This window comes from Paenibacillus sp. S28, from assembly GCF_016624415.1.
GTDB classification, from domain to species: Bacteria; Bacillota; Bacilli; order Paenibacillales; family Paenibacillaceae; genus Paenibacillus_AQ; species Paenibacillus_AQ favisporus.
In genome coordinates this window covers 150,194-165,093 of record NZ_JACVTM010000012.1, presented here as the reverse complement: position 1 = coordinate 165,093, position 14,900 = coordinate 150,194, and the positions used below count along the sequence as shown (strand labels likewise).

Below are 14,900 nucleotides of genomic sequence, written 5' to 3'. Positions count from 1 at the left end.
AACAGCTGTACCTTATAGAGTGAACGTTATGGACTGTGCTTAAACCTTCGTCTGGTGAACCGAAGCAAGCAGCTCGTCGACCATCGATTCAGGCGAGCGCTCAATCAGCATTTCCTGACCGTACAGCTGGATCAGCTTGATGAGCGGAAAGTCACCAAGAAACTCAAGCGATTGTTCGCTTAGCGAAATCGGATCGGAAATTTGCCCGTTCATACGCTCCATGAACCGCTCCAGCACTTCCCGGGACCGGGGCTCCTCCATCCAGTCGCAAATGAGGCTGTACCGGTGCAGACTTGGACTCTGCTGCGCCTCAAAGGCCATGTCTACCCGTACCGTCGCGCGGATATCGGCAGAGGAGCTGCCGGCCATGAGCGTGAACCACCCGCTTTCCGCCACCCATTGTCCCCGCTTGGGATCATAGTAAGAGAAGTCCCGCGGGGTCAGCGTAAAGACGGCAGTCTTCGTTTCCCCGGGCTCCAGCTGCAATTTGCAGAAGCCTTTCAGCTCCTTGACCGGCCGGATCAGGCGGCTCTCTTCGTCCTGAACATAGAGCTGGACGACCTCCTGACCCGCGCGTTCCCCCGCGTTACGGATATCCACTTCGACCGTCGTCACCCCGCTGGCAGTGCGGGCGCGCAGGCTGCCGTACTCAAACGACGTGTAGGATAAGCCGTGGCCGAACGGGAACAGCGGCTCAAGCTCCTTTTTGTCGTAATAGCGGTAACCGGTAAAAATCCCTTCGCTGTACACCGCCTGCTGGTTGCCGTCGCCGAATGTAAGGTAGGACGGCGTGTCTGACAGCTTCACCGGGAACGTCTCGGACAGCTTGCCGGAAGGGTTCACCCGCCCAAACAGGATGTCCGCCACTGCCCGGCCGCTGCCCTGTCCGGACAGCCACATCTCCAGCACGGCCGGCACGCCACCGATCCATTCCTGCATCGCCACCGCCGTACCGTTGCACAGGATGACGATGCAGTTCGGCTGAGCCGCTGCAACTTCCTGGATCAGCTTCACCTGGGCCGGCGGCAGGTCGATCGTCTTGCTGTCGTAACCTTCGGATTCCGTGCCTTCAGGCTGGCCGACGAAAAGGACAGCCGCTTCTGCCTGGCTGGCCAGCCGCACGCTCTCTTTGATCAGAGCGTCGTCCGGCTCGTTGTCGTTGCGGTACCCTTCCGCGTACGCCAGATGGTCCTCCCCGCCAGCCATCGCCGCGATTTCATCGTACGGGATGTCCAGGCGGGTCGGCGTTACCCGTGCGCTGCCGCCGCCCTGGTAGCGCGGCTTCTTGGCCTTCTGGCCGATAACGGCCAGAAGGCGGAGCTTCCCGGCCGCAAGCGGCAAGATGCCGTTCTCGTTCTTCAGCAGAACGATGCTCTCCGCTGCGGCCCGGCGCGCCAGCTCATGGTGCGCGTCCACGTCCCAAGGCTGCCGCGCCTCCTTGCTGCCGGCTGCGGCGGTGACCTTGGCGACCAGCTCCAGCATGCGCCGCACAGACGCATCCAGCACGCTCTCGTCCAGCTCGCCGCTCCGCACGGCGGAAACCAGCTTCACGGCGTTGTATTTCGCCGGTCCCGGCATTTCCAGGTCAAGCCCGGCCCGCAGGCTCTTCAGGCGGTCGTGGACGGCCGTCCAGTCCGACATGACGACCCCGTCATAGCCCCATTCTTCGCGCAGCACCTGGCGCAGCAGAAAATCATGCTCGCTGGTATAAGTTCCATTCAGCAGGTTGTACGAGGTCATCACCGTCCAAGGATTCGCCTTCTTGACGATGATTTCAAACGCGGTCAAGTAGATTTCCCGCAGAGTGCGTTCATCCACAACGGAATTCGAAACCATCTTCTCGGTCTCCTGATTGTTGCCGGCAATATGCTTGACCGATGCGCCGACGCCCATGCGCTGCAGCCCGTTCACCATGGCCGCGCCCAGCTCCCCGGTCAGCACCGGGTCCTCGGAATAATACTCGAAGTTCCGTCCGCCAAGCGGAGAGCGCTTCATATTGACGCCGGGTCCAAGCAGAATCTGCGTATCCAGCGCCAGACTTTCCCGGCCGAGGGCTTCGCCCACTTCCTCAATGAGCTCCGTGTTCCAGGTGGACCCCAGTGCCACGCCGGTCGGATAGCAGGTCGCCGGCATATTTTCCGAAAACAATCCCATTTCCTGCGTGCTTCCGGGCTTGCGGACGCCGTTGGTACCGTCAAACATCGTAATGGACGGAACGCCCGCCCGTTCAATCTCTTGGGTCTTCCACATGTCGGCTCCCGCGACGAGCGCGGCTTTCTCTTCCAGGGTCAGCGATTTCAGCAGCTTATCTATGGATGTATTCATGATGACTCATTCCTTTAATCATGGATTGTTCATAGTTTGAACTAAAGTTTTGCTTGAAACTTCCTGTTATATAACGGTCCAATTGGGCCTATAACATCCATATCTTTAGTTCATTCCATGTAGACGTTTGCAGAATCAACAAATGACTGCTTGTTCTCATTCTAACCCTGAAGCAAAAGCCCGTTCTTGTTCTCTTTTGCCTAAAAGCACCCCTTTTTTTGCGGTCATCTTCGGCTGCTGCAGGCATATCGCAAACAGCCCCGAATTTCCGTCCGGCACAGGAACGGGAAATTTCGGAGCTATGTTCAATACTGTTTATGGAGCGTGATCAGCTGCACGCCGTGCGGCGGTACGGTGACGTGAACGGTATAGGAAGAAGCGTCCCGGATTTGGGAGACCTTCAAGTCGGGCCCGCTTTGGCGGCGCAGATAGGCGACCTCATCCTTAGTGGGAAAGTCCGGCGCTCCCATCGCCTGCCATGCGTCAAACACCGATCCGTGCTCCCGGTCCAGGGTGTAGTGCGACACCTTGTAATCCCCCTGCAAACCGCGAATGTCAAGGCTGACGTCAAGCGCCTCCTTGCTTTCAAACACGTCGTACCGGTTTTGCTCGCTGATGCCCGACCATTCGCCCTTGGCCTACAAGCTGTCCACATGTGTATAGTTGTACAGCAGCACCTGGATGTCTCCGTTCTCCTCGGTCGCGATATAATACGGTCCTCTGGCCAAGATCCGGCGGCCGAGCTTGTTCAGCAGCGCAAAAGCGTAATAGGAGGGCTTCTTGAGCCCGTGCATGCTGATCAGCCCGAATCCGCCGTGAAACGGGCTGTCGCCCGCCCGCATCTCCTCAAAAATGTCGGTGAACGTCCAAAACCCGAGCGACTGCAGCAGGCCGATGGAATCGACCGCGTTTTTGATAATAAACGGCGCCATGAACATAGTGTCATGCAGCAGATTGTGCGGATACAAGGAAAAGTTCCATTCCGTCAGATGCAGCTCCAATGCCTCCGCCGGAGAATCGGCGATCCGTTCGCGGACTTTGTGGATCGTATCCACTAAAAATTCCGGCGGCTGTGTATGGGATAGACCACCGGAGTGCTCGTCCCCGGGCCAATATTCCGAATAGCTGTGGAAGGAAAAGAAATCGATATCCACCCGGTGCTCGTGGCAGTACTGCAGGAAGGTCTGAATCCAGTCCGTCTCCCACACGGTAATATAATTCAGCGCCGGCCCGCCGACCCGGAGATCCGGGGAGACCGACTTGATCGCCAGCGCGGTGGCGGCGTAAAATTCGAAATATTCCTCCTTCGTCCCCGACCAGCAGATCTCGATGGCATCCGGCTCGTTCCACACTTCAAAGTACCACTGCCGCACCTCTTCCATGCCGTAGCGGTTGACCAGATGCCGGACAAACTGGCGGATGAGCTCCGACCACTTGGCCATATCCTTCGGCGGCGATATGTTCCCTTTCCACCAAAAGAGGGTCTCGTCCGAACGCTTCAGCTTGCCGGGCATAAACCCGAGCTCAACGAAGGGACGTATCCCTTGCCCCAGCAAAAAATGTACAGTTCATCGGCATAACTCCAATTGTACCGCGGAGTCCCGTCCCCCAATTCGTCGTAAATCATCATCTCGTCATTGAAAATACCGTGGAACCGGATATGTTGAAACGGCTGCTCCGCCTGGATTTCCGCCAGCTGCTTCCGCCAGTCTTCGCGCAGCCCTTCGGCGGCCCTTCCCGCTGTCAGCAGCCGGTTCCAGTGAGGCTCGTACGAATCTCCGGGAGCGGCCGCATCCAGAACGAGGCTTTCCTCAACGCTCCGGGCAGGGGCGGGCGGCACGGACGGTGCCGCGGCTTCAACCTGCGGCAGATGCCGGTACAAGCCCTCCAGCACTTTTACCGTATCGACCTTGATGTAGGAGCCGCTCTCCGATGTATCTCTCGTAAAAGGAAGATGCTTGTCATCCGCTCCCCCGCTCTGCCGCTCATGCTTCTGCCGGTACTCGGAAGGCGTCACGCCCATTTTTTCCTTAAAGCTTTTGTTAAACAGCTTCACATTGGCGAACCCGCAGTCCGCGGCGATGTCGATAATGTTGCTCGTCGTCTCCCTCAGCATCGTCTCCGCTTTTTCCAAACGGATGAGGGTCAAATATTTCTGAAAGGAGATGCCGATCTTGCTTTTGAAAAAATGGGAAAAATAATAGAAGCTCAGATGCTCCTGTTCAGCCATCTGGTTCAGGTTGATTTTGTACATATAATTCTCGTCCACGTATTGAATGATCCGGCGAAGGCGCTCGAGATCCACGTCGCTCGCATTCGCGCTGTCGTCCAGCCGCTCCGCCGTCGCGAAATATCGGACCAGCTGGCCCAGCAAAAGGTGCAGATGCCCCATCACTTTGTCGCTGTAGCCGTCCTCCCGCTTGTTCAGCTCCCACATCATTTGGGCAAGACCGGAGCGGATGGGCGCAAAGCGGGCTTCGTCCGCACCCCGGGCGTTCAAGGAGCTGCAGTCGATCCGGTTTTTGGACTGCTGCGGCTGGGCCTGGACCGTCCCTGGATCGACCTGCAGGGTAAGCAGGACGTTGGCCTCGCCGGTCTTATCGATTTTGTGCACGTCCATGCTGTTGATGACCAGCAGGTCCTCTTCCCGCAGAATCAGCCGCTCCTGGGCGACATGGATTTCCACCGAGCCTTTGAGGACGTAGATCAGCTCCAGCTCTTTATGCCAATGAAACGGAATATGGTCAATGCTGTTGATGAACAGCGTAAAAGGCATATGCTCATGGTGTTCGATAAACTCGTATCTGTGTTTCAATCCGATTTCCTCCACTTGGCTTCTTGCCGCAACAGATTCAACGTAGAACTACTTTACAAGCTGCTCCGCCCGATGTAAAGCTGCGGCCCGGCGGGGGCTCTTGGCGTATCTAGAGCATTCCCGTTATCCGGTTGGCATAGACGAGCGATATATTCTCGGTCTGTAGAAAAAAAAGACCGCCCCCAGCGCGGTATCGGGATACCCGCTGCAGGACGGCCTTCGCCATGCCCTATTCGATCATTATGAGTTCAAAATTTGTTCGATCCGTTCAAGCACGTCCGCCGAAAGCTCAATGCCCGAAGCCTTCACGTTCTCGGTGACCTGCTCCGGACGGCTCGCACCCACCAGCGCGCTTGCCACATTCGGCTGCCGCAGAATCCAGGCAAGGGCCAACTGGCCTACCTTGATGTCCAACTCGGCGGCGACCTTCTCCAACTGGCGCACCTTGGCGATCTTCTCTTCGCTGATGCGGTCTTCCTTCCAGCCGAGCTTGGCGGCGCGGCTGCCTTCCGGAGCCTGGCCGGGCGCTGTGTATTTGCCTGTCAGCAAGCCTTGCGCCAGCGGCGAGTAGACGACCTGGCCGATGCCCTTCGCTTCGCCGAGCGGAATAACCTCGTGCTCGATCTCCCGCTGAAACATATTGTATACCGGCTGGTTTACGACGATGCGGTCCAGCAGGTAGCAGTCAGCCGTGCCAAGCGCGGCCTCCATCTGCGCCGCGGTCCACATGCTGACGCCGACGTACAGCACCTTGCCCTGGCGAACCAGGTCATCCAGCGCCCGCAGCGTTTCGTCGATCGGCGTATCGGCATGATACCGGTGACAGTAGTACAGGTCCACATAGTCGTGGCCCAGCCGCTTCAGGCTGGCATCGCACTGCTCCATAATGTGCTTCCGCGACAGTCCCTGGTCGTTGGGCCCGTCCCCCATTTTTCCGAACACCTTGGTTGCCAGCACGTAAGACTCCCGCGGGTACGCCTTCAGCGTCTGCCCCAACAGTTCCTCGGCCGCACCCCGCTCGTACACATTGGCCGTGTCAAAGAAATTTACGCCCTCGTCATAGGCCGTCCGGATCGCCTGAACCGCATTTTCGCGCTCCACGTATCCGCCGTAAGTCAGCCAGCTGCCCAGGCTGATTTCACTCACTTTCAGTCCGCTTCTTCCCAGTCTCCGGTATTTCATCGTTGCATCAGCGCCTCCTTGTTCATATCGGGATTCCCCATTGGCCGCCCTAAGGCAGGTTTTCTGCCCGCCCGCAGGACGATTTAGGCTTTCTCTACTATTGTAAACAACCCCCGCAGGGAAGAAAAGCCGCCTCCCGGGCAGGCTCCGTTTCTTTTTGGCGAAAAGTGGTAATAAATGAAATGAAAATACTTAGGAGGCTACGATGCTATGCAACCATCTGAACCGATATCCAATGAGCTGCCGCAGTACCCTGAATCTTTATGGAGAGCGACAACGGACCTCCCTTCCTTTCCGCGTCTGGCGGAAGACATCAAGGTGGACGTTGCTATCGTAGGAGCGGGAATTGCGGGAATTACGACCGGGTACCTGCTTGCCCGGGAAGGGCTGAAGGTGGCCCTGGTCGAAGCGGGGAAAGTACTGAACGGCACCACCGCACATACGACCGCCAAAATTACAGCCCAGCACGGCATGCTGTACGATGAACTGCTGAGCCATTTTGGGCAGGAACGGGCATCCATGTATTATCACGCTAACCGGGATGCGCTGCAATTCATCCGGGATACGGCGTCCAAGCTGAATATCGACTGCGGTCTCCATGAGGAAGACGCCTATGTATACATGGAGAAGGATAAGGATCTCAATAAGCTGGAGAAGGAATTCGAAGCTTATGAGAAGCTGGGCATCCCCGGCGAATGGGTAAACAAGCTGCCGATTCCTCAGTTCGCATCGGGTGCCATCAAGCTGCCGGGACAAGCCCGGTTCCATCCGCTGCATTATTTGCGGCGTTTGCTGGAGGAATTCGTGAAGGCTGGCGGACAAGTATATGAGAATACGACGGTGCATAAGGTGGACAAGGAGGGGCCGTTAACGGTCGTCACCTATCGCGGAAGCCACAAGATTCAATGCAGCCATGTCGTCGCTGCTACCCACTTCCCGTTCCTCGATGAAGGCGGCTTTTATTTCGCGCGGCTGCATGCCGACCGCTCGTATGCGCTGGCTATAAAGCCGGAAACGGCGTTTGCCGGCGGCATGTATATCAGTGCGGACAAGCCGACGCGCTCGCTGCGGGCCGCCTCCTGGAACGGCGAAGAGGTGGTCATCGTCGGCGGCGAAGGGCATAAAACCGGGCAGCATATGTGCACCTTCTCCTACTATGAAGCGCTCGAAGCCTATGGCGGCAAACTGCTGGGCAGCAAAGGCATACCTTTCCGCTGGTCCACCCAGGATCTGGTCACCATCGACAAAGTGCCGTACATCGGACAAATTACGTCCAAGGACGAAGGGATCTACGTGGCAACCGGCTTCAACAAATGGGGCATGACCAGCGGTACCCTCGCCGGGCGGATGTTATCGGATCAAATCATCGGGAGGGACAATCCGTACAGCGAGCTGTACACGCCGTCCCGTTTCCTCGCCGACCCGTCGATTATAAACCTGGTGAAGGAAAATGCCGATGTGGCCGGAGAACTGATTTCCGGCAAAGTCGGCCTCGTCCACACCCGGATCGAAGACCTGAATCCTGACGAAGGCGCCGTGGTCCGCCATAACGGTAAAAAAGCCGGTGCCTATAAAGACCCGGAGGGCAATCTTCATCTGGTGGATAACACGTGTACGCATATGGGCTGCGAAACCGAGTGGAACGCGGCGGAGCGGACCTGGGACTGCCCTTGCCACGGCTCCCGGTTTTCCTATGACGGGGTCGTGTTTGAAGGACCAGCTATCAAGCCGCTTGAGAAACTGGATGCACACGAGTAGACTGAATTAAGGAACGATACCACAATCGGAGGCGATTCCTTATGATAGTCATCACCAATACGATTTTGATCAAGGAAGGGCACGGACAAGCCGTGGCCGAGCGTTTTGCGAATGCCAAGGGCGTGCAGGACATGCCAGGCTTTGTCCGGATGGAGGTATGGCTGGGCAAGAGCAAGGAGGCGGACGCCGAGGAGCTGAAGGTGTCCACCGTCTGGGAGGACGAGGCGTCGTTTAAAAACTGGACGCAGAGCGAGTCCTTCCGCGCTTCTCACCGCGGGGCCGGAGGCAGCAAGGACGTCCTTCTCGGCTCTACGCTGAACCAGTATGAGCTCGTCGTCAGCCCCTTGAACGCAGGGGAATAAGCAGTCGATGCTGTAGGGCAGGCGGATTTTGCCCGTTCAACCAAAAAAGGATAGGTTCGAGAGATCCAAAGGGTCTGCCGAGCCTATCCTTTATTATTTTATAAGATGCAGCTGATCCGCCTCTGACCGCGCGGCAGCCGGTTTCGACTGACATCAGGCGATGCCCGCCTCGGCTCCCGCTTCCTCCACCTGAAGCCGGTATGCATACAGCGACTCGTCGATAATGGCGCTCATCATGGGCAGATCCGCTTCGGGAATCAGCTCCAGCGCATAGTTCCATGCGTTCTCTTCAATCTGCAGCGCCACGCGCATCCGCTGTTCCTCAGTAAGATTCATGTCTTCCAGCGATTCGGAGAGCGCAGGCAGCTCCAGATCCGCAGCATGCCCCAGCTCATGGGCCAGAACAATCGTAAAATACTCCTCCACCCGGTCCAATGATCCGAACATCTGCATGCATTGTTCCTCGATCACACCGGTGTACATCGTGATCCGCTTGGAAACCATCCCGTACTTGCCGCCGATCAGGCGTCCATCCCGGGACCGTGTTCTCAGACGGACCTGAACGCCCAGTCCCGACCGTCCGACCAGCTCACGGATGATTTCGTTCAAATGTATGGTGTTCAACGCTCTATCTTTATCCCCTTTAATGTCAAATAACCTAATAAATCATTATACGACGCAGCAGGCGAAAAGCAACAAGCAATCAAGCACTTTTTTCGGGTCTGCAGGGTGTCTGAGGCGATCAGCTAATGGTGAAAAGGGCATCTCGCTTGTTCCGGCGTAGCGTTTGACGCCTCTCTCTTAAAGAAGTTTGGCGTCTTGACCGTGTTGTCATACGAATGGTGAAAAATATGAGTCGTCGCCGGCGATAACGGCGGGATCAACCACGTCCAGTTCCCGGTGACCTCTCTGCCGCTCCTGGCTTCCCGCTCTTCAAACAGCCGGAACTGGGAAGCCGCCGTATGATGATCCACCATGCTGACCCCCGCCTGCTTGTAGGAATGCAGCACGGCGACGTTCATCTCGACGAGTGCGCGGTCCCGCCAGAGCGAAGTTTCACTCGCTGTGGACAAGCCCATCAGCTCCGCCACCCGCGGCAGCATGTTATACCGCTGTTCATCGGCGAAATTTCGCGCACCGACCTCGGTCACCATGTACCAACCGTTAAACGGAGCCGCCGTATAGCGGATGCCGCCGATCACGAGTTCCATATCGGAAATGATCGGCACGGCGTACCAGCGCAGGCCCAGCTCGGCGAAGGCGGGGATATCCGGATGCGTGATCGGCACTTCCATGACCAGCTCCGGCGGAATGGGAAACAGCTCAGGCCCGCCTTCCCCGCCTTGAATGACAAGAGGAAGGACGTCGAAGGGCGTCCCTTCTCCCGTCCAGCCCAGCTTCATGCACAGCCTCGTAAACAGGGCGGAAGCCGGATCACCGGTGATCATCCCGCCGTTCTCGTACCCTGCATAGCGGATCAGCTGGTGGTTCAGGATGCGGATATCGCTCATGCCGGGTACCGACGGCCTAAATACTGTGATCGTCGGCACGATTTTGCCGCCGCCCGTGCCGCGTTCGATATGACGCAGCAGCGCCTCGGCAATGTCGTCGGGCCGCTCAAGGCCCCGCTCATCGATAACCTGCATCGAGTCCCAGAACAGGCGGCCGATGCAGCGGTTGCTGTTGCGCCAGGCCATTTTTGCCCCGTGAACCAGTTCCTCGTACGTATGCTCATACGTTCCGGTCTCTTCAATGCTGGCCCTGATTTCCGCGAGCCTCCGGACGGTCTCGGCCTCTGTCTTGCCAAGCTCCTGATAACACAATAATATATATTCTTCCGCATCTTTCTGCAGAACGTCATACACCTTCATGCCGCGTTCACCTCGTCGTTCGTAAAAAGGGTCTGTCTCTCCCTATTATAAGCTAGACGCTGAAGTCACAGCCGTGTAAGGCTTGAGCAAATGGTGAATCTTGCGGCGGGCTGGATGAGTCGGGTTGGGCGGCGGACGAGAGATGTTCGGTGGAAGTTACAAAAAAGGAGCCCCTGAAAAACAGGGACTCCTCCTTATGATGGATCAGGACGGCATGCCGGCCTTGGTGTTCTCGGCCTCCGTATGAGAAGACGGCCAGAAAGCAAAGCGGCCCAGCAGCGCCGTAATGGCCGGCACGAGAAACGGCCGGACGATGAAGGTGTCCAGCAGGACACCCGCGGCGGTAATGATGCCGAACTGGACCAGCACCTGGATCGGCAGCGAGGCGAGCACCGCGAAGGTCCCGGCCAGAATGAGGCCGGCGGAGGTGATGACCGAGCCCGTCTCGGACACACCCTCCTGGATCGCCTGCTTTAACGGCATATGCTTCCGTTTTTTCCAGATGCTCGAGATCATGAAGATGTTGTAGTCCTCGCCCAGCGCCACCAGGAACACGAATGAATAGAGCGGAATCGCTCCTTGGATCGCGTCCGCTCCAAGCCCGTAATGGATGATGAGCCAGCCCAGGCCAAGCGCCGAGAAATAAGACAAAATAACAGTCAAAATCAAATACACCGTTGCGGTGATCGACCGCAAATACACGAGCAGCAGCAGCGTAATCATCCCGATGACGACCGGAATAATGACCATTGTGTCGCGGTCGCCGGTCTCGCGGGTATCGTATTGTTCGGCGGTCTGGCCGCTGATCCACACTTTATCCGCCGGGGAACCCACACCCGCCGCCTGAAGCGCCTGCTCTGCCGTGCTCCGCAGGTGGGGAATCTGGTCCATCGCTTCGCTGGAATAAGGATTCATGTCGAGCGTGACGTCATACGCGATAATATTGGCGTTTTGACTGCCCGGCTGCCCTTTTGACACCTCATCCACATAAGGCAGCTCCTTCAGCTTCTGATCCAGGCCGTCCGGTTTGCCTTCCGTATCGACCATGACTTTCACCAGAGCCAGCTCCCCGGGGCTGAACTGCTTCCCGATCGTATCGAAGCCTTCACGCGAGGCCATATCTTTCGGAAAAGATGACATAATATCGTAGGTGAACTTCACCTGGCTGGATACAGAAGCGAGCGCGCCCAGCACGATCACCGTCACAATGACGATCATCCAAGGTCTGCGGACCACGAGCCGGCTGGCAAAGCCGGGACGCTTTGGCTTGCGGGCGGGTACCGGTTTGCCCTTCTTGCGGGCGCGTTCCTCTTCCATCTCCGGCGTGCGGGGAATGAACGGAAAGAACGACGTCCGCCCGAAAATCGCCAGCAGCGCAGGTACCAGCGTCAAGCTCGCGATCACCATCACGAGAATAGAAACGCTGAACGGAACCGCAAAGCGGTGGTATGCTCCGTACTTCGCCAGCAGCAGGGCCAGCAGCGACAGGACCACCGTGAAGCCGCTCATGGCGATCGCGCCTGAGGATTCCGTCACGGCCCGCAGCAGCGCCCGGGTCTTGTTCTCTTCTTCCTTCAGCAAATGGCGGAAGTGCGAGATCAGGAACAGACAGTAGTCCGTCCCGGCCCCGAACAGCAGCACCGTCATGATCGAAACGGCTTGGGAATCGACGGTGATCCAGCCCTTCTGGGCCATTAGTCCGAGCAGGGGGCTGACTGCGCCATACGCAAAGCCGACCGCGATCAGCGGAATCAGCGCCAGAATCGGCGAGCGGTAAATGAGCAGCAGGATGACCAGCACCAAAATGACGGTGGACATGAGCAGCTTGAAATCCGCATTCTTGAAGAGGCCGGTCGCGTCGATCGAAATGCCGACCGGACCGGTGACGCGGACGCTGAGGTCCGAACCGGAGTTATGGCTTGCGGCGAAGGGATCCTGCCCGGTTTCATGCGTAATCCCGGACTTCAGCTGCTCCACCCCTTCTTTCAGCTGGTCGCTGTCTGCGCTTTTCTGGAACAGCACGGGGGTGACCAGCGTGCTCTGGTCCTCGGACAGCATCGCTTTCAGCGCAGCCGCCGGCATTTGGTGAAATGGCGGAACCGAATCCTGATAAGGAACCGGATTCGCGCTCCATTCGGCATACACCCTCTGTACATGCTGTAAATCATCGTCTTTCAGCCCGCCTTCACGGTGCCAGACCAGCAGGGCGGGAACCCCTGCATCGCTGCTGAACTGCTCCTCCGCGATGCGTTCAGCCTGAACCGAAGGCTTGGCGTCGTCCAGATTGGCCGCATTATTCTGGACCTCGCTGTTGACCATCGGCCAGATGGCACTCAGCACGCCCACGATGATGACCCAAACGGCCAGCGTGATCCATTTGCTTCTTTTTCCGGCGACCCAGCGCCCGTATCCGGAATCCCCCATATTCTGCTCCTCCCCACCTGTTACAGGTGCCAAAATGGTATAGTATAAGTACATGTTCATGCCGATAAAGTGCGGCTTCCGCAGGCTCCGTGATACAATATGGGACAGTACGGACCGCCGTACTTTTCAGCCTTATCAGGCGGCATACAATCGCAGTATTTCAATGAAAGGCACACCCGCTGTTGCCATGCCACATTAATTATATATACCGGAAGGTTAATTATCAATCAGGTTTTAGAACAGGATTGTGGAATTCCTGGAGGACAACGATCAACTACTTAGATTATGGAGGACAACGATATGGAACAATCCCAGGGAAAACATCCGGCCAAACGCTCCCCGGGCCGGCCCAAACGCCGGCAGGAGGACACTCCCATGAACGAATTCATCCTGAAAACAGCTTCCGCCCTGTTCATGGAGTACGGCTATGAGCCGGTCTCGCTGCAGCAAATTGCCCAGGTATGCGGCGTAACCAAGGCTTCCATTTACTATCACTTTGAAAATAAAGCCCAGCTCTTCACGGCAGCCGTCACCACCATGATGCAGAAGGCGCGCAATGCTTCCCTGCGGATTATGCAGCAGGACAAGCCGCTCTACGACCGGCTCGTGGAGCTGGCCGAGAACAAGCTTCGTTTCCCGCATGGGGACTTTGAAACGATCATGCGCGATGCCAGCGCCTCGCTGGCGCCCGAACAGCTGGAGGAAATCCGCGTCAGCGAGGACCAGATTCACGATGTGCTGACCGTCAGCTTCACCGAGGCGATCAAAAACGGGGAGGTGCGCTCCGCACACCCGCTCCTTATGGCGCACACGCTGGCATCCATGCTGATGATCGGCAACCGGGAGATTGCCAAAGAATTCGCCCCGTCTGCGGGCGAACTGGCCCAGGAGATCGTCAACATGTTCTGGAACGGGGTCGGCGTGCAGGAAGCGTAGCGGTTAGGACTGGCTGAAGGCGGCCCCGATGGGTTGGCGGCATGCAGCTCGATTATGGCGTAGCTCAGCCGCCGCTATGCTTCCGAGGCTTTTCGGGCCGACTTGCCGCGGACAGGCTTCTTCTGTTCCTTCTCCTGCTTCTGCCGCAGCTTCCAATCGTCGAGCCAAGCCCATAAGTAGTAAGCGGCGTAGCTCCGCCATGGCGACCAGCTGCGGCTGATCTCCAGCATGAGCGGAGAAGCCGGCTGGCTGTCAAAGCCCCACAGCACTTTCATTGCATTTTTCAGTCCGATGTCATCAGCCGGGAAGAAATCCGTTCGGCCTACACTGAAGAGCAGGAAGCACTCGACCGTCCATTTGCCGACGCCGCGGATCGGGAGCAGCCGGTTGAAAATTTCTTCGTCCGCAAGGTCCGGCATGGCGTTAAGTTCGAGGGAGCCGTCCGCTACTTGCCGCGCCAGGCCGGTAATATACTCGGCTTTGCGGCGGCTGAACTGCAGCGGCAGCAGCTCGTCCGGTTCGAGCGCGGCCAGCGCTTCCGGCTTCGGGAAGCTGTAGAGCGTATGGTCCCCGATCGTCACAGGGGTGCCGTACTGCTCGGTGATTCGCGAGACGAGCGAAGCGGCAAAGCTCAGGTTCATCTGCTGGCCGATAATTGTCCGCACCAGATTTTGAAACAAATTTGGCTCCAGCAGTATTTTCAGCCCGTGCAGCCCCGGAAGGATGGAGCCGATGACAGGCTCATCCTGAAGCTGCGCATAGAACGGCCTGAGGTCCACATGGTTGGACAGCATTTTGCCTACATATACCCGGATGGCTTCGGTTTCCTTCGAATTGCAGGCCTGCAGCAGCTCCACCTCCGCCGCCGGTCCCTGGCTGGTCTCCACCAAGGACACGGTGACCGGAATGTCGCGCCCTTCCGCCGGAATCACCTTCGTGAATACCGGGTATTCCGGATGAGCCAGCACGAGCCGGGGATTTTGCCCCCTGACCGCGACCATGGTTCGTTCGATGCTAAAGGGCGTAAGCAGCGAGATCGTTTCTTTCATGTTCCGTACCTCCTGACTCCTGTAAAGTGATCAAGCATTCGCCGCAGGTTCGGTCTGCGTTTTTTATTCCTGAATGAACTTCTAAGATCAATATTGACAAACACACGTTCGATATTCAAGCATAAACTGCCAATATTCCAAAAAAAAGAGCAGCCGTCATGGCTGCTCTTTTGAAATG

General features: G+C 57.4%; 9 protein-coding genes and 1 pseudogene. 3 read left to right on the top strand and 7 right to left on the bottom strand.

Features of this window, described 5'->3' with window-relative positions; genetic code table 11:
* Positions 1–39 precede the first annotated feature (39 nt).
* The 3 genes and pseudogenes from IAE55_RS24970 to IAE55_RS24960 all read right to left on the bottom strand — a co-directional run bounded on the left by IAE55_RS24970 (position 40) and on the right by IAE55_RS24960 (position 6,322).
* Positions 40–2,325, bottom strand: a complete 2,286-nt coding sequence (locus tag IAE55_RS24970) for a beta-glucosidase family protein (protein ID WP_200634189.1) — start codon at positions 2,323–2,325, stop codon at positions 40–42.
* Positions 2,326–2,630: 305 nt separating this feature from the next.
* Positions 2,631–5,101 (bottom strand): annotated as a pseudogene (locus IAE55_RS24965) (GH39 family glycosyl hydrolase).
* A gap of 279 nt (positions 5,102–5,380) precedes the next feature.
* Positions 5,381–6,322, bottom strand: coding sequence for an aldo/keto reductase family protein (locus IAE55_RS24960; RefSeq protein ID WP_200634188.1), 942 nt, complete (start codon positions 6,320–6,322; stop codon positions 5,381–5,383).
* A gap of 210 nt (positions 6,323–6,532) precedes the next feature.
* Here IAE55_RS24960 and IAE55_RS24955 point away from each other — a divergent pair, with 210 nt between their 5' ends.
* Together IAE55_RS24955 and IAE55_RS24950 are read left to right on the top strand one after the other, a co-directional pair.
* Positions 6,533–8,080, top strand: coding sequence for an FAD-dependent oxidoreductase (locus IAE55_RS24955; protein WP_200634187.1), 1,548 nt, complete (start codon positions 6,533–6,535; stop codon positions 8,078–8,080).
* 41 nt (positions 8,081–8,121) lie between these two features.
* Entirely contained in the window at positions 8,122–8,442 is a 321-nt protein-coding gene (locus tag IAE55_RS24950; protein ID WP_200634186.1) for an antibiotic biosynthesis monooxygenase, read from the top strand.
* A gap of 153 nt (positions 8,443–8,595) precedes the next feature.
* Here the strand turns inward: IAE55_RS24950 and IAE55_RS24945 are convergent, their stop codons facing one another.
* The 3 genes from IAE55_RS24945 to IAE55_RS24935 all read right to left on the bottom strand — a co-directional run bounded on the left by IAE55_RS24945 (position 8,596) and on the right by IAE55_RS24935 (position 12,737).
* Positions 8,596–9,066: a hypothetical protein gene (locus IAE55_RS24945; RefSeq protein ID WP_200634185.1), complete on the bottom strand. Its 471-nt coding sequence runs from the start codon at positions 9,064–9,066 to the stop codon at positions 8,596–8,598.
* Between the two features lie 122 nt (positions 9,067–9,188).
* Entirely contained in the window at positions 9,189–10,313 is a 1,125-nt protein-coding gene (locus tag IAE55_RS24940; protein ID WP_200634184.1) for a nitric oxide synthase oxygenase, read from the bottom strand.
* Between the two features lie 204 nt (positions 10,314–10,517).
* Entirely contained in the window at positions 10,518–12,737 is a 2,220-nt protein-coding gene (locus IAE55_RS24935; protein WP_200634183.1) for an MMPL family transporter, read from the bottom strand.
* Between the two features lie 375 nt (positions 12,738–13,112).
* On the opposite strand from IAE55_RS24935, the gene IAE55_RS24930 reads away from it, so the two are divergent.
* Positions 13,113–13,673, top strand: coding sequence for a TetR/AcrR family transcriptional regulator (locus IAE55_RS24930; RefSeq protein ID WP_234489833.1), 561 nt, complete (start codon positions 13,113–13,115; stop codon positions 13,671–13,673).
* Between the two features lie 74 nt (positions 13,674–13,747).
* Here the strand turns inward: IAE55_RS24930 and IAE55_RS24925 are convergent, their stop codons facing one another.
* Positions 13,748–14,722: a DNA-3-methyladenine glycosylase family protein gene (locus IAE55_RS24925; RefSeq protein WP_200634181.1), complete on the bottom strand. Its 975-nt coding sequence runs from the start codon at positions 14,720–14,722 to the stop codon at positions 13,748–13,750.
* Between the last annotated feature and the right edge of the window lie 178 nt (positions 14,723–14,900).